At 70.2% G+C, this 19506-nt stretch carries 20 protein-coding genes; 16 read left to right on the top strand and 4 right to left on the bottom strand.

Annotated elements, in window-relative coordinates; translation table 11 throughout:
• Positions 1-1060 precede the first annotated feature (1060 nt).
• Entirely contained in the window at positions 1061-2260 is a 1200-nt protein-coding gene (locus LWP59_RS37625) for a helix-turn-helix domain-containing protein (RefSeq protein ID WP_101436308.1), read from the bottom strand.
• A gap of 89 nt (positions 2261-2349) precedes the next feature.
• On the opposite strand from LWP59_RS37625, the gene LWP59_RS37620 reads away from it, so the two are divergent.
• The gene (locus LWP59_RS37620; RefSeq protein ID WP_101436307.1) at positions 2350-3051 is read left to right on the top strand and encodes a haloacid dehalogenase-like hydrolase; all 702 of its coding nucleotides are present in this window, start codon (positions 2350-2352) and stop codon (positions 3049-3051) included.
• A 63-nt stretch (positions 3052-3114) separates the two neighbouring features.
• Here the strand turns inward: LWP59_RS37620 and LWP59_RS37615 are convergent, their stop codons facing one another.
• On the bottom strand, positions 3115-3345 hold the full coding sequence (locus LWP59_RS37615) for a DUF397 domain-containing protein (RefSeq protein ID WP_043835490.1): 231 nt from the start codon (positions 3343-3345) through the stop codon (positions 3115-3117).
• A gap of 34 nt (positions 3346-3379) precedes the next feature.
• Complete coding sequence (locus tag LWP59_RS37610) at positions 3380-4201, bottom strand: helix-turn-helix domain-containing protein (RefSeq protein WP_101440875.1); 822 nt, start codon at positions 4199-4201, stop codon at positions 3380-3382.
• 538 nt (positions 4202-4739) lie between these two features.
• On the opposite strand from LWP59_RS37610, the gene LWP59_RS40825 reads away from it, so the two are divergent.
• From LWP59_RS40825 to LWP59_RS37570, 8 genes are all read left to right on the top strand, one after another.
• Positions 4740-5192, top strand: a complete 453-nt coding sequence (locus tag LWP59_RS40825; protein WP_308431755.1) for a hypothetical protein — start codon at positions 4740-4742, stop codon at positions 5190-5192.
• A 1135-nt stretch (positions 5193-6327) separates the two neighbouring features.
• Positions 6328-6474 (top strand): hypothetical protein, encoded by a 147-nt coding sequence (locus tag LWP59_RS37600; RefSeq protein WP_186383349.1) that lies wholly within the window; start codon positions 6328-6330, stop codon positions 6472-6474.
• Positions 6475-6578: 104 nt separating this feature from the next.
• The gene (locus tag LWP59_RS37595; protein WP_101436304.1) at positions 6579-6968 is read left to right on the top strand and encodes a hypothetical protein; all 390 of its coding nucleotides are present in this window, start codon (positions 6579-6581) and stop codon (positions 6966-6968) included.
• A complete protein-coding gene (locus LWP59_RS37590; protein WP_143271389.1) occupies positions 6965-7255 on the top strand; it encodes a hypothetical protein in 291 nt (96 codons plus the stop codon). Before LWP59_RS37595 ends, LWP59_RS37590 begins: the two co-directional genes overlap by 4 nt.
• The gene (locus LWP59_RS37585; RefSeq protein ID WP_101436302.1) at positions 7252-7818 is read left to right on the top strand and encodes a DUF6624 domain-containing protein; all 567 of its coding nucleotides are present in this window, start codon (positions 7252-7254) and stop codon (positions 7816-7818) included. The genes LWP59_RS37590 and LWP59_RS37585 overlap by 4 nt, the downstream gene beginning before the upstream one ends.
• Entirely contained in the window at positions 7815-8057 is a 243-nt protein-coding gene (locus LWP59_RS37580) for a hypothetical protein (RefSeq protein WP_101436301.1), read from the top strand. The genes LWP59_RS37585 and LWP59_RS37580 overlap by 4 nt, the downstream gene beginning before the upstream one ends.
• Before the next feature lie 475 nt (positions 8058-8532).
• The gene (locus LWP59_RS37575; protein ID WP_101436300.1) at positions 8533-10836 is read left to right on the top strand and encodes an ATP-binding protein; all 2304 of its coding nucleotides are present in this window, start codon (positions 8533-8535) and stop codon (positions 10834-10836) included.
• Positions 10837-11607: 771 nt separating this feature from the next.
• The gene (locus LWP59_RS37570; RefSeq protein ID WP_101436299.1) at positions 11608-12015 is read left to right on the top strand and encodes a hypothetical protein; all 408 of its coding nucleotides are present in this window, start codon (positions 11608-11610) and stop codon (positions 12013-12015) included.
• Between the two features lie 44 nt (positions 12016-12059).
• Here the strand turns inward: LWP59_RS37570 and LWP59_RS37565 are convergent, their stop codons facing one another.
• Positions 12060-12710: a prepilin peptidase gene (locus LWP59_RS37565; protein WP_101436298.1), complete on the bottom strand. Its 651-nt coding sequence runs from the start codon at positions 12708-12710 to the stop codon at positions 12060-12062.
• Between the two features lie 219 nt (positions 12711-12929).
• Between LWP59_RS37565 and LWP59_RS37560 the strand changes: the two genes are divergently transcribed.
• The 7 genes from LWP59_RS37560 (at position 12930) to LWP59_RS37530 (ending at position 19486) form a co-directional block, all read left to right on the top strand.
• Positions 12930-13499 (top strand): hypothetical protein, encoded by a 570-nt coding sequence (locus LWP59_RS37560; protein ID WP_101436297.1) that lies wholly within the window; start codon positions 12930-12932, stop codon positions 13497-13499.
• A complete protein-coding gene (locus LWP59_RS37555) occupies positions 13493-14512 on the top strand; it encodes a hypothetical protein (protein ID WP_167441928.1) in 1020 nt (339 codons plus the stop codon). The genes LWP59_RS37560 and LWP59_RS37555 overlap by 7 nt, the downstream gene beginning before the upstream one ends.
• Positions 14513-14639: 127 nt before the next feature.
• Complete coding sequence (locus LWP59_RS37550; RefSeq protein ID WP_229857923.1) at positions 14640-15359, top strand: SAF domain-containing protein; 720 nt, start codon at positions 14640-14642, stop codon at positions 15357-15359.
• The gene (locus LWP59_RS37545; protein WP_101436296.1) at positions 15359-16291 is read left to right on the top strand and encodes a P-loop NTPase family protein; all 933 of its coding nucleotides are present in this window, start codon (positions 15359-15361) and stop codon (positions 16289-16291) included. Before LWP59_RS37550 ends, LWP59_RS37545 begins: the two co-directional genes overlap by 1 nt.
• Entirely contained in the window at positions 16288-17667 is a 1380-nt protein-coding gene (locus LWP59_RS37540) for a CpaF family protein (RefSeq protein ID WP_101436295.1), read from the top strand. Before LWP59_RS37545 ends, LWP59_RS37540 begins: the two co-directional genes overlap by 4 nt.
• Positions 17664-18596, top strand: coding sequence for a type II secretion system F family protein (locus LWP59_RS37535; RefSeq protein WP_101440872.1), 933 nt, complete (start codon positions 17664-17666; stop codon positions 18594-18596). The genes LWP59_RS37540 and LWP59_RS37535 overlap by 4 nt, the downstream gene beginning before the upstream one ends.
• Positions 18593-19486, top strand: coding sequence for a type II secretion system F family protein (locus LWP59_RS37530; RefSeq protein ID WP_101436294.1), 894 nt, complete (start codon positions 18593-18595; stop codon positions 19484-19486). Before LWP59_RS37535 ends, LWP59_RS37530 begins: the two co-directional genes overlap by 4 nt.
• The last annotated feature ends 20 nt before the right edge of the window (positions 19487-19506 follow it).

The raw sequence follows: 19506 nt of genomic DNA, 5'->3' as shown, positions 1-19506 counted from the left end.
CCCAAGCGGCGTTCGGCCTCCTCCGCGATCACGCGCAGCGGTCGATCCCGCTCGCGCAGCACTACCGGTGCCAGGTGTGGCGTCATGAGCAGTCGCGCCTTGTCCGCAGTGCCAGGTGTGGTTTTCACTGGCGATGAAAGGAAAAGATCTCGATGTGTCACCAATGGTCGCATCTGCCGCGCCTCACTGCTGTGCATTTTGACAGCTAGACGATCGTCGGTCATGGAATTCATCCCCCAAAAGAATGGCCGGTAAGCTACGGCGGATTCAATGACGAAACGGCGCGCCGGGTGTCCACAATTGCGGGGCGCTCGCGATTACTAAGCGGGGTGTCGCACGCGCATCGGCAGCTGGCAAGTCCAGCAAATCCGCGACGCACGAGAACAAGTCGCCGTCGCGCTCCCACGTCACTCCGCCACCTGCGCGCGGATTTCCAACTATCCGCCGTGCCAAGCAATCCTCCGGGCTGCGCATGCGAATCGTGTCCACCACATCGGAGTCCGGGTGCGCATACGATCCAGCAAGCTCAACCAGCTCACCGGCGTGATCGGTCACCGACATGAAATGCCACCCGCGCCTTGTCAACTCACCCAGTGACTGCTCAACTTGCGCCGCCTCGGCGTAAGAATCAGGTGTTGGCACGCCCACCATCTCCCAATGAGCTGCGGCGCGAAAATGCCCGCCCCCCGCCCATGTCGCGACAATTCGCCCGCAGTGAGCGAAAACGACCCACGAAACATTCGAGACGAGGCGACCGACGGGCATGACTGCCCGCCGATGCCCGCGAATCTCGGCATTCGCGAAAACGAATCGTCATAGTCACCCCTTTCGCGCGTCGTTGCTGAGCGTGAGACGGGCGAGACTATGAGCGAACGCAGCGGGCGAAGTGCCACCAAAGTGCCACAATCGATCATCAGAGCATTGTTCGGCCAGAAGCCGATCCCTGCCTACCCGTCCCTCCTGCGTAGGTCCAGTGTCCAAGCGCCAGAAGCACGGTACTGCGGTTACCGGCGGGTAACCCGAACTGTCAGTTCGGGTGCCTTGAGCGACGTGCTTGGTGTCAGAACGGAAGGCCAATTTGGCCGGCGAGGCGGGAGGCTTCGGCCGATACCGATCGTTGGCCGCGCTCGATCGTCGTGCGCAGCAACTTGTGCGCCGTTGGCCGGAACTGCATGTCTTCCGCAGCTTCCGACGCGGCCGTTTCCAGCAGTCGGAGGCTTCGGGCGTAGTCCCGGCGTTGCTGGTAGCCCTTGGCCTGGTCGAGCAGGAACGCGACCCGCCGTTCGATCGAGGGTGAGTGTTGGGGTTCGATGCGTTCCGCGAGACGCAGCCCTTCGGCAGCCTCGCCTGACTCGAGTTCGATGCTGACGGCGTACATGGCCACGTTCGTCGGGCCGAAGGCCGTCCAGCAGGTGTTGCGCTCGCCTGTCTTCTCGGCGAGCGGGCTGGCCAGCCGGAGCCGGTCGCGAGCGCCCCAGGCGTCTCCGTTGCGCACAGCGGCGATAGCCGCGATGAGTAGCAGAGCCCCGGACACGGCCAAGGCATCGAGGTTACCGTTCGCGCGGAACGGGCGGAGCTCGTCGACGGCATGCATGGCGACTGCTTCGGCTCCCTCGGTTTGCCCGTCGGCCAACAAGACCTGGGTCAGGTTCCAGCGAACCCCGGCCAAGCGGACCGGGTCGTCGGCCTCTTCCGCAGCCCGGACTGCGCGATCGGCGACCAGCAATGACAGGTCACCGCGGCCAACTCGCTTGGTGACGGTGCGGACCAAGCAGTAGAGATCCGCTGCCGACCTGTGCGCGGCGCGGCTTCCCGCCGCGTCGGCGCCGCGAAGAGCTGCTTCTGTCTCGCCGATGAGGGTGGGCAGTTGGGCGGTCAGCGCGGTGTAGCGGTGCGGCGATGTTTGCCAGGTTCTCCACGCGTCGAGTACCGCACGGCGCACTTCGTCATTCCCGCGGAAACCCGGTACGGGTGTTGCCGGGCTTACAAGGGCGCGATAGAGGGCGTCCGCAGCGGCGCTGTCAGTGTGCTGCCGAGGTGGCGGCGGCACCACGCCGAGCAGCTCGCCGAGATCGACGTGGAGGACGGTTGCCAGCTCGGCCAGCACGGCGAGCGTTGGGACTTTCTGGCCACGCTCGATTTGGTAGAGGTAGTCCGGTGTGATGCCAGCCAGCCCGGCGACGACCGCCTTGGTTCGGCGAGCAGTGGTCCGGTAGAACCGGATCCGCTCGCCCACCACATGCGCCAGATGATCGCTCATTGCGAAGTTCCCGACCGCCCTCCAGGGTCGCGACCAGGGTAAACGATACTGTCCCGGGCTCGGCCGGTTGGTGGTGAAAGACTTTCTGCATGAGCGCGCCTGAACCGCCCCGAACGCTGGTGCTGTGGGATGTCGACCACACGCTAATCGAGACCCGCGGTGTGGGACGTGCGGTGTACGACCGTGCATTCCGCGTTGCGACGGGCAAACCGCTGGCCAGGCTCGCGGCGATCGCGGGCCGGACCGAGCTCGGCATCATGACCGAGTCCCTGCGCATCAACGGTGTTGACCCCACCAGCGAAGCCGTTGAGCGGCTCACGGCAGCCCTTGTGGCGGGCTACAACGAGATGGCCGACGAACTCGCCACGACCGGTCGAGCGCTGCCTGGTGCTCGGCAGACGCTCGCCGCGCTGGCGACCGATCCCCGCGCCCACCAAGGTGTGCTGACCGGCAATCTCCGGGAGGTTGCCCGGATCAAACTCGAGGTCTTCGGGCTGGCGCGATACCTCGACCTGGAAACCAGTGCTTTCGGTGACGATGACGCCAGCCGCCCACGTCTCGTGCAGATCGCCCAACGCCGCGCCTTCGAACGCCTCGGTGTGCCGTTCGACAACAGCCGCACCGTGCTGATCGGCGACACGCCCCACGACATCCAGGCAGCGCTGACCGCCGGTGTACGCGCGATCGCGGTAGCGACCGGCAAGAGCACCGAAGACGAACTACGCGCGGCCGGCGCGGTCGAGGTCGTTCCGGCACTGACCCCAGACATGATCGAGCGGCTGGTGGCCTGAACACGCCCGGCGCAACGCCGCCGACACGCCTTGCGGAACACCCGGTCGAAGGATCGCGGCCCCTCAGCGATGCTGGAAGAACCCGGACTCGACCGCGCCCACGAAGGCGTTCCACTCGTCATTGTCGAACACGAGTACCGCACCGTCCGGGTTCTGGCTGTCGCGCATGCCGACCGCGTTGCTGGTGAAGGAAAGTTCGACGCATTGGTTGCCGTTGGGATTACTCAGGGGCGACTTGACCCACTCGCGGAAGTCCGTGTCGAGGTGCGCCTTGTTGCCGTTCTGGATATCCATGGCTGGGGAGATGCCTTCCGGTGGTCTTGCGCGGCTACAAGCTGGCAGCGAAGTCGAGCAGGAAGCGCCGCGCCCGCTCCTGCCCGATGGCCGCGGCTTTCTGCTGGTCGAACAGGTCGAGGTAGCGGGCGGTCTTCTTAGCTCCTTCGACGTACTCGCCGCCGTCATGCTTCTCAAGGTAGACGATGCTGACCTGCGGATCCGCCTCATATTGGAACACGGTGTAGTCGTGACTCTGCCCCATGTAGTAACCGATGTCGAACGGGACGATCTGCAGCTCGACGTTGGGCCGGTCGATCACCTCGACCAGGTGCGTGATCTGGGGTTTCATCGCCTCGGGGCCGATGGGTGTCCGCCGTAGCGCCGCCTCGTCGATGATGAACCAGAACTTCTGGCTGGTGTTGTCGAGCACCCGCTGCCGCCCGAGCCGGTTCGCGGTGTCGCGATCGATGTCGTCCTGGGTGGGCGAGGGGCGCCACGCGCGGAACTGCGCGCGCATGTACTCCTCGGTCTGAAGGAGGCCGGGGATCACCATGGCCTGATGTGACAAGAGTTCGTTGCAGCTGGGTTCCATGTCCACCAGCAGCCGCATCTGCTGCTTGAACCGGGTACTGAACGCGCCGCGCTTGGTGCGCCGGTTGCTCTCCGCCTGCAACGCCCGCGCATAGGCCGTGTCGTTGTCATCGGCGCCGTAGAGGTCGAGCAGCGCGTCGAGCTCCATCGCCTTGATGCCGCTGCCGCCCTCGATGTGGGCGATCTTGGACTGCCCGCAGCGCAATCGTTGCGCGGCCTGCTCTTGGGTGACCTCTGCTCGGAGACGCTGCCGTTCCAGTTCGGCGCCGAGCACGATCTTCATGACCGCGGGCGGCAGCTGCTGATGCTGAGTCACGCCATCTCCTTACCGGATCACACTCGCGGCCACCGAGGATGCCCGCCACGTCACCCAATTGGCGGACTATCTAACTTTCATATTCAAATTATAGTCGATGGGTGTCCCGACAAACACCCAGGACAGAGGGAGCTTCCAGTGGCGACTATTAAAGTTAGCATCGCCGCCGAGGTGGCTATGTCCACCCCCGCACAGTTGAGCCTTGCTGACACTTCAGTGGGGCCGCCGATCGCCGGGATGGTCGTAGGGGCGCTCCTTCTCGTGGGCTGCGTGGCTGGAGCCGGTGCCGGGTGGTGGTATGCCGCCGAGCGGCGGCGCGTGCGCCGCTGCCGAGCGGAGCAACCACCGCTCCCGAACCCCGAGGCGCCGACGCCGACCGGGCTCCATCCTCCCGCCTCCCGGGATGTCGAGACCGTCGCCCAGCCACGCAGCCCCTTCCACCTCCGCACCCGCCGGAAACACGCCGTATGACGACACAAGCCGAGCAACCCCGAAAGGAGGCGCCATGAAACGACGAACGCGCGCAGTACCCCTGCTCACCCTGCTTGCGAGGTTGGGATGGCAGCGGGACCGGCAGGCATGGACGGTGCCGTGCCGGGACGAGCACGGCCGCCGCCGGCATGTCCGGGTGTCGGTCGACGAACGCGGCCCCCAGATCACGTTCGACCAGCCCGGCGCTGCGGTGTTCGATCCGCTGGCCAGCGGACGGCTGCGCGCGGCGCTGCGTGAGGCGATCGAAGTCCACGCGCGGCTTAGCGAGCCAGGCCGGGAGCGGGTGCCCGCACCTCGAAGTCATCCCGGAGCTGCGCCCACGCCGCATCGCGAGGTTCCAGATGGGCGGCACTCGGCGATGACTGCAGGTCGGGTTCGGGTCGTTCTCGGTGAAGACGATGAGGGCGAGCCCAGCGGTCGTCACGCGCTCACGTCGACACCCGTGGCCATATCCGAGGCTGCGTGATGGTCGGAGCCCGTGAAGTACTGGATCGGCGGCCTCACCGGGGATCGTCGCATGGCGCAGGGGGCCGTGCGGTGACCGTAGGGCAGGCCGTCGATGTCGTCGACGTACCGGTAGAGCTGGCGCGGCCCGTGGTGGCCGAACTGACGGCGGGCTGCCTTCGGGGCCCGGTCCTGCGGCGCGGGCCCGGACGGTGGGCAGTACTGACCGCACCGCATCGGCGGGGCGATTTCGCGTTGCCGGAATCGTTAGTGCGAGCCAACGTGCGGCTGCTGCCGGAAGGTTTCACAGCTCTCACTGCCGACGAAGATCTGCGGAGGAGCAAGGAAAGGACCAGGAGACGGCGACTGGGTGGTGCCACCCAGGCAGAACCAACTTCTGCCACCATGCAGCGCGGTCGTCGCGTTGCTGGCACGGGTCGCGCGGGGAAAGGCGCCCTCGTGAGCCGGCACGCCCTCGACGAAGCTCGCGTGCCCGAGCTTCTGCCCAACCTGGGCCCGTCAACCGAGTTCGGCGCCGAGCCCGCTCACTCACCGCCAGACGATGAGGTGTGCGAACGCGCCGTGTTGTTCGAGCAGGTGCTCGAAAGTCTCTATCGGTGGGACACCGACGGGCCACGCCGCACGCAGGCGGAGTTCCATGACTGGTTCACCCCCATGGTGGCGAGCGGTGGACCTTCGCCCGCGGACGAGGCGTCCGCCCCAGCGTCGGAGGCGGGTGATGCTCGGTGTTGAGCACGCATCCGTATCCAGCGGGCGAACTGACGGAGATGCGTTGCGCCGCGACCGACTACGCCGCGCACGGCTGGCTCATCTGCCCTGGTGCCCGGGTTCCGCACCCCAGGCCGGACACCTCCGACGGCCGACCTTCACCCGAGGAAGCCGACCTGGTGTGCCGGGGCGAGCCCCTCTCTAAGGACGAGGCGTTCGACGCGTGGACGGATCGGCCGTGGCCCATTCTCCTGCGCCCGGGCGCAGTGGGAGCGATCGATCTCGGTCCTGGCGATGGCCGGACCGAAGCGATCCTGCGGGACGCTGGGTGTCTCGGGCCGATCTTGGTTGGGCCGGGCCCGCGCTGGCACCTGATCGTCGAACACGCCCCCGACCAAGGGACTCGAGCGATTCAGCCTCCGCGATCGGTGCGAGAGGGATGCCTGCTGCTGCCGCCGAGCCGGGTGCCGTCGTGGATCTCGCGCTGGCGAATCAGCCCGGAGGAGACCGGCTGGTCCTTGCCCGACCACAGCAGCGCGCGGGCCGCGCTGAACGCCGGAACACGAAGGGACTGATGGGCATGTCTGTTGCATGCAGTGCACCCCCGGCATCGGCCGGGGACACCGCAGCGCGGTGGTGCGAGTACTACTGGGCCACGTGCGGGCTTCCTGCCCAGCTCTTGGACGGCAACCGAATCGCCCTGCGCCTCGGTGGGCTGCTCGGCGCAGTCACGATGCCCGCCACGCTGGGCCGGAAGGTCGCGCCCAGCCTGCATGTGCGGGCCATGCCCGCCCCGGCGCTGGTGCACCCCGGTGGAGAACGGTGGACGTTCCTGAGCGGCCCGGGCAGCGCGACGCTGGAGCACATGGCCGCGCTGGTGCCGATGGGCGTCAGCGTGGTCGGGGACGACGCCCTGGTGGTACTGCCGTCGCCGGAGACCGAAGCGCTGGATCTGTGGCGCTGGGTCGATTGGCCCACCCGGGCCGATCTGCCCGCGCAGGCCGCGCTGCTGGCCACCACCCGCGCACTGGCCGCTCCGGTGCCGACCGCTCGATCGGAGACGCCATGACGCCCGCAACCTCGTTCGATGCCGCCGAACCGACAACCGGGATGAGCTGCCGTATGGATGGCGCCGGGGTCGACGTCGCGTCCTGGTGGGCGCTGCGCCGGGCCGCGCGCGGAGCGCTGCGTCGCCACGACGGCGAGTTGTTCACCGACGGGGGCCGGGCGGTGCCGGAGTGGATCGCGCAGGCATGTGCCGAACTGCTCGCGTCCGGCCATCTCGCCGCCGATGCCGATCGGCCGCTCACGCTGACCGCGTCCGGATCGGCGGCGCTGGCAGGCGGACAGCCGTGAACAGGGCGAGCGTCGATCCGGAGCTGGCCGCGCTGCGTGGCGAGCTGATCGAGCGTGCAGCCGCCGATCAGCGCGCCCGCGCCGAGCTCGACCCAGCGGCTCCCACACCGGAGCAGTGGGAGACCGTTCACCTCGTCGACGAGGACAACGTGCGCTGGTTCGCGCCCATCGTGGCGGTGCACGGCTGGCCCGGCCGCCGCACCGTCGGTGTCGACGGCGCGCACGCCGCCTGGGTGCTCGCCCAGCACGCGCCCGCGCCGTACCGGGCCTGCTGGCTGCCGAAGCTGCGCGCCGCGGTCGCCAATCGCGACGCCGCACCCCGCGACCTGGCGTTTCTCTCCGATCGGGTCGCGACCGACCAGCAGCGTGCGCAGCGCTACGGCACCCAGTGGCTGCGGCTCGGCACCGAGGCGGCCGGCCGGCTCTACCCGCTGCACCGTCCGGCCGAGGTCAACCTCGCGCGCGCCGATGTCGGGCTCGCCCCGATCCCCGACGCCGAGATCGCGACCGCCTACCTCAGCTACGACGAGGTCGCCGCCGCAACCAGTGGAGGTTCTCGATGACCACCGTGCAATGGGGCGTCAGCCCATACCATCCCGGACGCGCGCACACCGCCCTGCCCGACACCGACGTCTCCGTGTGCACCCGGCACCTGCACGACGGCCAGCTCGTGCTCGGCTCCTTGAGCCCGCGCCGCCCTGCGAACCTGCGGATCTGCCCGGAATGCGCCGTGGAGACCGTGGCGCTGCTGTTTCCGATCCCGACTCCCTACCCGCGTACTTCCGTCGCGCAAGCGTCATAACACTCAGTAACCCATAAGTAGGACTACTCTGATGCGCTGAGTAGTGTCCCGTGTCACGATTAGCCCGAAAGGTGTAATCGGTTACCCGGTAGTTGCATCCGGCGGGAAGATCAAGGTATCCAGGAAAGATCGGGTGATCTCCCGCCGTCGGGGAGAGGTCTTGCAGTTCGGGACTGGATGAGCTGGGAAATCTCCCGAATGCTGTGAGTGGTGGCTGTCATGCGGGTCTGCAGCGTGACAGCGGCGAGACGCCCCCGGCGAGGGCGTTGGGTAGTGACGGCCTGTCACGGATGGGTCGGTCACTCCGCGTGTCGGCGCGGGACAAACGAATCTCGGCTGTCGCGGTCGTCGCTCCACTGGTGAAGCGGACGTCCGATCCGGTCCCCACAGCCTGCGGCCCCGTCCACGGATGGGACCGGGACGCTTCTACTCCGCCACGGCGGCGGGTCGGGCGTCATCGATCCAGGGGGAGATAGTGACATTGAGGTCCATCAACAGTTTTGCCGAGGCGGTGCATCGGTTGCGCCGTCGGCGGGGGATGACGATCGGGGATATCGCGGCGCGGACCAACTACAGCGCGAGCTACCTGTCGAAGATGCTGCACGGCGCGCGGCCCCTCGCGCCCGCGCTGGTCAGCGAGGTCGACCGCGCGCTACGCGCCGAAGGCGAACTGGAAAAGCTCGCGCGCGAACAGGACGAGGCTCGCCGCCCGCCTGCCCGGCCGATGCAGCTGCCGCCGGCCGCCGCGGACTTCGTCGGCCGCGAGACCTACCTGCACCAGCTCGACGCCGCACTGATCACGCAAACCCGGCCGGGAGCCGCCGTCACCGCCGTCATCGAGGGCGGATTCTGGGTCGGCAAGACCTCGCTGGCGCTGCACTGGGCCGCGCGGGTCCAGGAGCGCTTCAGCGGCGGCTGCCTGTTCGCCGACATGCGCGGGCTAGCTCCAGGCAGCGCCGTGGATCCTGGGGAAATCCTGGATGGCTTCCTGCACGCCCTCGGCGCCGGTATCGACGCGCAGCGGGGCACCATCGACGAACGCGCCGCGCGGTACCGCTCACTGCTGGCCCAGCGGCCCGCCGTGGTCGTACTGGACAACATCGCCAGCTACGACCAGGTACGGCACCTGCTACCCGGCGCGGGCAGCGTGGTGGTGCTGACCAGCCGCGAACACCAGCCCTCGCTGCTGCTGCACAGCGGCGGCCTGCACATCGACCTGCCACCGCTGACGACGGAGGAGGCCCTGACCCTGCTACGCGCGCGGATCGGCGAGGCCCGCGTCGGCGCCGAGCGCGAGGCGGCCGAGGCGATCGTGCGCCGCTGCGGGCGGCTGCCGATGGCCGTGCTCGTCGCCGCCGAGCGCATCCAGCAGCACCCGCACGACTCGCTGCAGGACCTGGCCGACCAGCTCGCGAGCGAGAACCGACGCCTGGACGTGTTCACCTCGTCGGATCCCACGGTGAACATCCACGGCGTCATCGACCTGTCCTACCTCGCGCTCTCGCCGCGCGAGCGGCGGGTGTTCCGGCTGGCCGGCATCATCCCCGCCTCGTTCATCAGCGCCGAGGCGGTCGCCGCCCAGTCCGGTCTCAGCCCCGACGGTGTTCGCGAAACCCTGGATGTCCTGCGCCACGCGCACCTACTCGAAGCGGCGCCGGTCGGCGCCGGGCGCATGCGGATGAACCACCTCCTGCGCGCCTACGCCTACCAGCGTGCCGTGGTCGAAGAGCCCCTCAACGAGCTGGAACGGGCCCACGACCGGCTCCTGCGCTGGTACGTGGCCACCGCGTGGACGGCGAGCAACGCGCTGGCCCCGAACTGGGCGGGCTCCGGGCTCACCCTCGATGTCGAACTCGACACCGCTTTCGGCGTCGCCGCGCCATTCCCAGCTGGCGACTACCACGGCGCGCTGGCCTGGTGCGAGACCGAAGCCGCCACCGCGATCGAACTCGCCCGCCACGCCCGATCCCGCGGTGCGGGAGACGCCGCGTGGATGCTGCCCGCCCTCTTCTTGCCCTACTTCTACCTGACCAAGAACTGGAGCGCCTGGCTCACCGCCAGCACCGAAGGGCTTGCCGCCGCGCACGCCCTGAAGAGCGTCCCTGGCGTCGCTCGCAGCACTCAGAGCGTTGGCTGGGTCCTGCACGAACTCGGACGTACCGAGGAAGCCATCGAGCACCTGCGTCGCGCGATCGAGCTGCAGGCCGAGCTGGGCGACGATCGCGCCCGCGCCTGGAGCGAGTTCGGCCTGGCCGCCGCCTACACCGCCTTCGACCGCCACGACGACGCCAAAGCCGCCTACGAACTGGCCGAGACGCTGTTCGCGCGCGTCGGACTCGACCTCGGCGTCGCCGTCGTCCGCGCCATGCTCTCCGGAACGCACCAGAACCTGGGCAACACCGACGACGCCCGCGCCCTCGCGGAGGACGCGCTCGCCCGAGCCCTCGCGATCGCGCCGAAGCAGCCCGTCGCCAGCCTGGCCCACCACCAGCTCGGCCTGGTCCTGCTCCAGCAGCACCACGCGCGCGCCGCGCTGACCCACTTCGACGCAGCCTTGGCCGTGCGCCGCATCGGCCGCGAACGCTGGGGCGAGGCCGAGACGCTTGTCGCCCGAGCCGAGGCGCTGGCCAAGCTCGGCGACGCCGACGGTGCGCGCGCCTCCTATCGCGCGGCGGGCGCGATTCTCGAATCACTGCAAGACCCGCGCGCGCTCGACATCCAGGCCCAGATCGCCACGATCAACGTCTGCCTGGGCGTCCGCGGCGAGCCCTGCGCCTAAACAAAAGCCGAGGGCGCCACGTTCTCTCGTCTCCGCGACGCCGGGCTCCGGTGTGACACACCCGGAGCCCACTGGAGCTATTCACGTGTATGCCGCTACGCTAAACCGCGCGCACGCCCGGAATAACAGGAAGTATCGAGGCGGACACCCTGCGCCGCCATTTCCTTCGCCAGATGACAATGGTTTTCATCTGGACAAAACGAGCACAAAACGAGCACAAAAAAAGCACAAGATTGTCCTCGGACAATCGAGCTCGACGGGCCCTCGTTGTTCCACTGTGGAGTCATGCGAGCCGAGCCACCTCCCGGAACCATCGGTCCAGTCGGGGGATCGATGGCGTCCCGCGCGGCTTCGCTGGCCGGGGTGACACTCCTCCCCCCAGGTGTCACCCCGGCGCCCGGCATCATGTCCGCGCACCTCATCGCAGGGGAAACATCGGCAGGCCGAAATCTTCCCTTCCGCAGCAGAGCCGTATTTGACTGCCTGAATAGGAATCTGCCCATAGTCGCATTCCGGCATGCGTTGTCTCGTCCGGAAAACCCTGGGGGTCTCTCAATTTCAGCGCCCGTCTCGCGGGCCGGTTCAACGATGGCCCGGACCGTCGGCTCGCTCTGCGGGCCATCGCCTGTAGACGGCCAGCAGCACCCGACTCCGGGAGCCCAGCCGCGCGCGGACCAGGCGGTGCGGGGGCTCGCCAGGAACCCAGCCTTTGCGTCCCCCGCACCTCCACTTCCGCCCTCCAGCCCCCACCGTCTCGGACGGAGCACGCCGATGGTGCACTTCCTCCTCCTTTGCTCCCACACGCGCTGCCTGGACGAGATCGGCGACGCTGAGATCGCCGAACTCGTCGAGAACCCGCAATCCATTCCCCGCTACGTCTGGTGCGACCACTGCGTCACGTGGCAGCCGGTCGCCGAACTCGTCACCGCTTCACCCGCGGCCGACAACGCCAGCGACTCGGGCGAATCGGCCGACACCGAACCCGTCGCCGACGTGAGCGCTGCGGAGGGAAACGCCCACACGGCCCTTCCCTGCCCACGCCTCGAACAGAACGCGGGAACCGCCGACGACGCCGAACCCAGGCCCGGTGCGGACAGCGCGGACTCGCCCGAGCCCTCCACACGACGCACCACCGGACGACACCGCAGGTTCTCCCGATCGGAGCAGTACGCGCGATGACTCCACTCCTCTACCGCACGCAGTCCGTCACGGCGAGCACAGCGCTATCCGCTGACCAGAACCATGACCAGCGCACCGGCCAGAAGGCACGGACCGAACGGCACCACCGTGGCGCCGTTGTCGGCACGCTGGCGGGCGCCGGGCACGGCGACCGCAACCAGGGCGAGCACCGAGGCCGCCAGCAGCGCCCCGGCGACCTGGGGCCATCCGCTCCACCCGGTCACCAGCCCGACCACGGCAGCGGCGCTGACGTCCCCGGCGCCGACACCCCCGCCCGTGGCCACAGCCAGGACCAGGAACAGCACGCCCGCCGCCGCCAGCGCGGCGAGCGCCCGAACACCCGGCGCGGGGTCGTGGCGTGCCAGGCACAGCACCCCGAATCCCACCAGGACGCCGGCCAGCTGCGGCCACATCAACGCCCGGGGCAGCCGATGCTCGCGCCAATCGATCACCGCCAAGGGGACCGCCAGCACGGCCACGAACCCGTAGACGGCGAGTTCGCCGCGGGCTCCGACGCGCCAGCCCAGCAACCCCAGGACAGCGGCGGTGAGCACGGCGCCGAGCCACCACGACCCGGCCAGCGCCCGCTCGCCTCGCAGGAACCGCCGGGTGAGCCCGCTGGCCGCCGCGCCGAGCACCAGCCCGACCGAGGCGGCGCCAGCGGTCCACCACCAGCTGCTGGTTGTCAGCTGCACGACCCCTCCGGCCCTCGCGTGATCACCCTGTACGCCATCCTGCCCGCCTGCTCCTGGGCCCCACCCGCACTCAACCCAACGGGTGAACTTCACCCCGGAGCGGCTGCCCGGAGCATCAACGCCACGAAAGTCGGTCTTGGGACGAGCCCACCACCGGGGTGTATCACGGTGTGGCCTGCCCACGCTGACCAGCGATCGTCGACGAAATGGGGGACCGTGATGACCCACCACCGCAGCACCCGCCTCGCCCTGGCCGCCCTCGCCACCGCGACCGGACTCGGACTAAGCGCCTGCAGCTCAGACAACGGCGCGGCCCCGGCCTCCTCAACGCCCACGCCGCCGCCCGCCCCCAGCACCACGGCCGCCTCGCCCGCCGACATCGCCAAGCAGAAGGCCACCGCCGCCTACTTGGGCTTGTGGGAGGACGTCGCCGCCGTGGCGACCACGTCCGATTGGCAGTCGCCCCGGCTGGCCGACCACGCCACCGGCGACGCGCTGTCGGTGCTGTCGCGCCAGATGTACGCCGATCACTACAACGGCCTGATCACCAAGGGAAAGCCCGTCAACACCCCGGTCGTGCAGTCCGTGGAGCCGCAGGACGCACCCAAGACCGTCATGATCCGCGACTGCTCGGACGCCACGAACTGGTTGAAATACCGCGCGGACAACGGACAACCCGCCGACAACGAGCCAGGTGGCAAGCACCTGATCAACGCCGAGGTGAAGCTCGCCGTCGACAGCTCCTGGCGGGTGACCCGGTTCGCTGTGGAAGGAACCGGAACATGCTGACCGCAAGACGACTGGGCACCCTGACGATCTTGACCTCCGCCGCGATACTCGTGAGCCTCACACCCGCGCTGGCCGGCGACTGGTACGGCGACGTCAACTGCGGCCAGAACTCCTACGCCGGATGCGAACTCGGCGCGGGACAACGCGGTGGCGGCAAGCCCGCACCGCGACCGGGACCGCGCCCCGGCGAACCGAAATCACAAGCCGGGAGCCCGGACACCCCAGCCCCTCCACCCGGCGACCGGATCGTCGGCGGCGACGACAACAAGGCCGATTGCTCGTATGTGCGCAGCGACTACCAGCCACCGGCCAACGGAATGCAGACGGTCAGCTACCACCCACGGCCCTCGCGCTCCGGCGGTGTGCAGTTCGTGTCGCTATCCCGTTCGCGACCCGAAGCCATAGTCCTGGCGCAAGCTCCAGAACAGGGCGGCGGGTGGTACGTCTACCAATGTTCCGGCCAGGGCATGCGCGACGCCCTCTACCGGGCACCGGTATGGATCCCCGACGGTCAGGCACCGGGTGCGGCGCCCTTGCCCTCGCCGGAGGAGCTGGCGGAGCAGGCGCGGTCGCAGCTGCGGTTACCGAGTCCGGCGATCGTGTCGAGTCCGGCCGGGACGCAGCTGGTGCGACTGCCGACCTGGTTGTGGTTGGACCGCGCGATGTGGCAACCGCAATCGGCGACAGCGTCCGTGCCAGCGATATCGGTTACTGCTACCGCGACCCCGACCTCGGTGTCCTGGGCGATGGGTGATGGCAGCACCGTGACCTGCATCGGGCCAGGCACCCCATTCCCCGCTCACGGTGATCCGCACGCGTCTTCGCCCGATTGCGGCCACACCTACCAACAATCCTCGGCCGGTGCCCCGGGCGAGCGGTTCCCGGGCACGGCGACGGTGTCGTGGCGGATCACCTGGTCCGGCGGCGGGGCCGCGGGGACCTTCCCGGACATGACCACCAGTGCCGCGGCGTCCTTCCGGGTCGCCGAAGCCCAGGCCCTGGGCACCGGATAGGCCGGAATGTCTTTTCCCAACTGAATTAGTCATTTTCGTTTCTTTCCTTTCCTGACCGCGTATTCGCGGCGGCATTTCTCGCCGGATGAATACGTGGTGCGGGCGAGCTATGCCTGGAGGACTTCTCGTGACCAGCACCGACACTCCCGCACGCGGCCACAACGCGACCGGTGAACCCCGGCCGGTGTCGTGGCTGGACCGTTCCGGCTCTCCCGCGACGTCAGCTCCGCGCCGCGGTCGCCGCAGGCGGCTGCCGCACCTGGTGACCGGGGTGCTCCTGGTCGTGCTGTGTGTCGGGGGCGCGGTGTGGTGGACCACCAGCACCCAGGACCGGACGCCGATGCTGGCGCTGGCGAAACCGGTCGCGCTCGGGCACGTGCTGACGCCCGCGGACCTGCGCAGCATCGACGTGTCCGCCGCACCGGGCGTGGCACTGATTCCGGCGGACCAAGCGGCCAGCGTGGTGGGGCGGCCGATGGCGACCAGCCTCGGGCCTGGAGCGCTGCTGACCCCGGACGCGGTGGGCGGTGCCGCGATCCCGGCGGCGGGCCGGGCCGTGGTCGCGGTCGGCGTGAAGCCCGGGCAGTTCCCGCCCGAACTCGCCGCCGGAACCCCGGTGACCGTCGTCGTCACCGCCGCCACCGCGGCGGGAACCTCGACCACCACCGCGCAAGGCCAAGGCCCGGGTACGTCCTGGCGGGCCACCGTCGTCGGCGTGTCCCCGGCGGGCACGGACCAGACGAGCGTGGTGTCGCTGGACCTCGACACCGGGAGCGCGTCGCAGCTGGCGCAGGTCCCGGCCGGTCAGCTCGCACTGGTGATGCAACCCGCGGGCGGTGGCCGCTGATGCTCATCGCGTTGTGTTCGGTGAAGGGCTCGCCGGGAGTGACCACCCTGGCCGTGGCCCTGGCCGTGAAGTGGCCGCAGACGGAGAACACCCGCCGTCTGGTCGCCGAGGTCGACCCGGCCGGCGGCGATCTGGCGATGCGCTTCGGCCTGCCCGCGAGCCCGGGGCTGGTCAGCCTCGCCGCCGCCGCGCGCCGCACCCGCGACCCCGCGGTGGTGTGGGAGCACACCCAGGCCCTGCCCAGCGGCGCCCGCGTGCTGCTGGCCCCGCCCGGCGGCGCGCACGCCCGCGCCGCGCTGTCCACCCTGGCCACCGCCCCGGACGGGCCGCTGCTGCCCACCGTCGCCCGCGAACCGGGCGTGGTGGTGCTCGCAGACTGCGGGCGCGTCGATCCGGGTTCCCCGGCCGAGGCAATCGCGCGCCGCGCCGACGCCCTCGTCCTGGTGACCGGCACCCAGGGCGACGACCTCGCCCACACCGCGGCGCGCCTGGGCGAACTGGCCCGCTGGACCCCGCGCCCGGGCCTCCTGCTCACCGGAGACGGCTACCCGACCGCCGATGTCGAGCGCGAGCTGGGTGTACCGGCGATCGGCCGCATCCCGCACGACCCGGCCGCTGCCGCCACCTTGACCGGGCACCGGCCACCACCGGCCCGCCGCCGCGGTAACGGCGGCCTCGCCCACCAGGCCGCAGCCCTCGCCCGCACCCTCGCCGGACCCGCCGCCCCAGCCGCCCCGCCGTCGGCGAACGCGCCGGGGGCCGTACCAGGCGTGCCCGCCCAGCAGGTGCGCCATCAGCCGGGCGGCGGCGTCATCACCCCGCCCGGACCGGCACCTCACCCGCCGCGCCTGGTGCCCACGCCACCGCAGGTCAGCGATCCGCATCGCAACGGCCATCAGCCCAGCACCGCAGGGAAGGAGCCACCCGCATGACCCGCACCGACTACCCAACAGCGCCCCCTACCGCGCCCGGCGGCCCGGAGGACGCCGAGCACAGGCTGCGCGCCTGGCTTCGGCAGGCGCTGACCACGGACCTGCCCGGCCGGGTCGAGGCCGCCACCCGCACCAACGATGGGCCGTTGCCCCTGGCGCGGCGCCGGGAGATCGGCCGCGAGGTCCTCGACACCGCGGTCGCCGCGCACAGCGAGGCCGAACTCCTCGCCGGGCGCGCCCTGGTCGATTCCGCGACCGAGCAGCGGGTCGTCGACCAAGTCCTCGACGAGGTCTTCGGCCTCGGCGGACTGCAACCGTTGCTGGCCGACCCGTCCGTGGAGACGATCGCGGTCAACCGCTACGACCGGGTCTTCGTCCAGTACAGCGACGGCCGCCGCGCCCAGGTCGCCCCCGTGGCCGCCTCGAACGAAGAACTCACCGACCTGATCCGCACGCTCGCGGCGCGCGCCTCGTCCGAGGAGCGCCGGTTCGACCGCGGCAGTCCCGCGCTGAACCTCCAACTGCCCGGCGGCGAACGGCTCTTCGCGGTGCTCGGCCTGACCGCGGGCGGGGTGACGGCGTGCACGATCCGCCGGCACGGCTACCTCACCGCCACCCTCGCCCAGCTCCGCCGCCGCGGCACCCTCGACGTCGGCCTGGAACGGTTCCTGCGCGCGGTCGTGCGGGCCCGCAAGAACGTGCTGAACACCGGCGGCACCGGCGCCGGCAAAACCACGTTGCTACGCGCGATGGCCGCCGAAATGGACCCCATGGAGCGCATCGTCACCGTGGAGGACGCATTCGAGCTCGGCCTCGGCCTCGACCCCGAGCTGCACGCCGACGTCACCGCCCTGCAAGCCCGCGAACCAAACGTCGAGGGTGAGGGCGCCATCGATCAGGCCGAACTCGTCCGCTGGGGGCTGCGCATGTCTCCGGACCGGGTGATCGTCGGCGAGATCCGCGGCGCCGAACTCATTCCCGCGTTCAACGCCATGAGCCAAGGTAACGACGGGTCCATGGCCACGTTGCACGCGTCCAGCTCGAAGATCGCGTTCACCCGGCTCGCCTCCTACGCCGCGCAGAGCCGCGAGCGACTACCGCTGGAAGCCACCGCCCTGCTCATCGCGTCTGCGGTGCACTTCGTGGTGCACCTCGACCGCGCGACCGACCGGACAACCCGGGTGATCGCCTCGATCCGCGAGGTTGTCGGCGCCGAAGACGGATCGGTGATCTCCAACGAGGTCTACCGGCCCGGCCCCGACGGCCGCGCGGTGCCCGTGGCGGGGGCGCTGCGCGCGGACACCCTCGACGACCTGGTCGCTGCCGGGTTCGACCCGGACCTGCTGAGCCGCCCGGAGGGGTGGTGGACGCCATGAGCCTCGACACCACCACCCTTCTCGCCGCCGTGCTCGGCTTGGGGGCCGCCGTCGGCGTGCTGCTGATCGTGGCCGCCGGGCGCCGGCCCGCGGCCGCGTCGCCGCCCTCGCGGCGCGCCGGGCTGGTTCGCGCAGCGCGCGGCCAGGCAGGCGACCGGCGTGCGCTGCTGCGCCTGACCGTGGCCGTCGGTACGGGCGTGCTGACCGGAGCCGTCACCGGATGGATCGTCGGCGCGGTGCTGGCCGCCGCCGCGGTGTGGTTCCTGCCCCGGTTGGTCGGCCCGGATCGCGCCCACCGGCGGCGGGTCGCGCGGATCGAGGCGATCGCGTCGTGGACGGAGATGCTGCGCGACGTCCTGTCCGCCGCGGCGGGACTCGAGCAAGCCATCCTCGCCACCGCCCCGCTCGCGCCCGCGGCCATCCGCAGCGAGGTCGCCACGCTGGCCGCGAGGCTGGAAAGCGGCCAGCGCCTGGCGCCGGCGCTGCGAGCGTTGGCGCGCGAGCTGGACGACCCGACCGCGGACCTCGTTCTCGCCGCCCTGGTCCTCGCCGCCGAGCACCAGGCCCGCCAGCTCGGCGACCTGCTCGGCTCGCTGGCCACCACCGCCCGCGGACAGGCCGCGATGCGGATGCGCGTGGAGACCGGCCGGGCCCGGACGCGGACCTCGGTGCGGGTCATCGTCGCCACCACACTCGCCTTCGCCGCCGGGGTCGTGGTGTTCAACCGCGCCTACCTCGACGCCTACAACACCGCCACCGGCCAGATCGTGCTGCTGCTCATCGGTGCCCTGTTCGCCGCCGGGTTCGCCTGGCTCGCCCGGATCGCCGCCAGCGGCGGGCAAACCCGGGTGCTGGCGCTCGACGCCCCGGACGTGACCGGAGCGCCTGACGGCGACGAGGCGACGGTCAGCGGAGGTGAGCGCTCATGATCCCCGCTCTGCTGTTCGGCGCCGGGGCTGGTGCCGGTCTGTGGCTGCTGCTGACCTGGGCCCTGCCACCGGCCCCGGCACTGAGCGACCGGCTCGCCCAGGTCAGCGCGCGACCACCGGCCACACCGATCGTCCTCGCGGCGGACGCCGCCTGGGTGCGCAGCTGGGGCCGGGTCTTCGTCCCGGGCCTGCGCATGCTCGGGCTGCCCGGCACGAAGATCGAGGCCGATCTGCGGGTCACCGGCCGCGGCACCGATACCCACCTGGCGTCGAAAGCGCTGCTCGCCGTGGCCGGGCTGCTGGCGCCCTGGCTGCTGCAAGCACTGCTGGCCCTGGGCGGGCTGTCACTGGGGGTCGAGGTGCCGCTGCTGGCCGGGCTCGTGCTCGCCGCCCTCGGCTTCCTGACCCCGGATCTCGACGTCCGCGCCAAGGCCACCCGGCTGCGGCGAGAATTCCGCGACGCGCTGTCCGCGTTCCTGGACCTCGTCTGGATCACCCTCGCTGGAGGCGCCGGGGTCGAGGCCGCTCTCGGCGACGCCGCGGCCGTCGGAGCCGGGCCGGCGTTCGACAAGATCCGCCGCGCCCTGCACGCCGCCCAGCTGACCCGCACCACCCCGTGGAACACCCTGCGCCAGCTCGGCGAGGAACTCGACATCACCGAACTGTCCGAACTCGCCGCCTCGATCTCCCTGGCCGGGACCGAAGGCGCCCGCGTGCGCGCCTCGCTGGCCGCGAAAGCCCAGGCCCTGCGGACCCACCAGGTCACCGACGCCGAGTCCGACGCACAGGCCGCCACCGAACGCATGGCCCTGCCGGTCACGTTGCTGTTCCTCGGCTTCTTGGGATTCATCGCCTACCCCGCGGTAGTCCAAGTCCTCAATGGACTCTAGGAAGTTTATGGGTTCGCGAT

It is taken from the genome of Amycolatopsis acidiphila (assembly GCF_021391495.1).
GTDB classification, from domain to species: domain Bacteria; phylum Actinomycetota; class Actinomycetes; order Mycobacteriales; family Pseudonocardiaceae; genus Amycolatopsis_E; species Amycolatopsis_E acidiphila.
The sequence above is the reverse complement of the archived record's forward strand: the minus strand, read 5'-3'. Positions and strand labels throughout refer to the sequence as shown.

What these genes read in the sequence shown, in the direction of transcription:
- LWP59_RS37615 (WP_043835490.1), bottom strand. Translation starts at nt 3,345, where the DNA reads ATGGATATCCAGAACGGCAACAAGGCGCACCTCGACACGGACTTCCGC.
- LWP59_RS37590 (WP_143271389.1), top strand. Translation starts at nt 6,965, where the DNA reads ATGACGCCCGCAACCTCGTTCGATGCCGCCGAACCGACAACCGGGATG.
- LWP59_RS40825 (WP_308431755.1), top strand. Translation starts at nt 4,740, where the DNA reads ATGAAACGACGAACGCGCGCAGTACCCCTGCTCACCCTGCTTGCGAGG.
- LWP59_RS37570 (WP_101436299.1), top strand. Translation starts at nt 11,608, where the DNA reads ATGGTGCACTTCCTCCTCCTTTGCTCCCACACGCGCTGCCTGGACGAG.
- LWP59_RS37530 (WP_101436294.1), top strand. Translation starts at nt 18,593, where the DNA reads ATGATCCCCGCTCTGCTGTTCGGCGCCGGGGCTGGTGCCGGTCTGTGG.
- LWP59_RS37545 (WP_101436296.1), top strand. Translation starts at nt 15,359, where the DNA reads ATGCTCATCGCGTTGTGTTCGGTGAAGGGCTCGCCGGGAGTGACCACC.
- LWP59_RS37555 (WP_167441928.1), top strand. Translation starts at nt 13,493, where the DNA reads ATGCTGACCGCAAGACGACTGGGCACCCTGACGATCTTGACCTCCGCC.
- LWP59_RS37535 (WP_101440872.1), top strand. Translation starts at nt 17,664, where the DNA reads ATGAGCCTCGACACCACCACCCTTCTCGCCGCCGTGCTCGGCTTGGGG.
- LWP59_RS37560 (WP_101436297.1), top strand. Translation starts at nt 12,930, where the DNA reads ATGACCCACCACCGCAGCACCCGCCTCGCCCTGGCCGCCCTCGCCACC.
- LWP59_RS37580 (WP_101436301.1), top strand. Translation starts at nt 7,815, where the DNA reads ATGACCACCGTGCAATGGGGCGTCAGCCCATACCATCCCGGACGCGCG.
- LWP59_RS37625 (WP_101436308.1), bottom strand. Translation starts at nt 2,260, where the DNA reads ATGAGCGATCATCTGGCGCATGTGGTGGGCGAGCGGATCCGGTTCTAC.
- LWP59_RS37540 (WP_101436295.1), top strand. Translation starts at nt 16,288, where the DNA reads ATGACCCGCACCGACTACCCAACAGCGCCCCCTACCGCGCCCGGCGGC.
- LWP59_RS37620 (WP_101436307.1), top strand. Translation starts at nt 2,350, where the DNA reads ATGAGCGCGCCTGAACCGCCCCGAACGCTGGTGCTGTGGGATGTCGAC.
- LWP59_RS37610 (WP_101440875.1), bottom strand. Translation starts at nt 4,201, where the DNA reads ATGAAGATCGTGCTCGGCGCCGAACTGGAACGGCAGCGTCTCCGAGCA.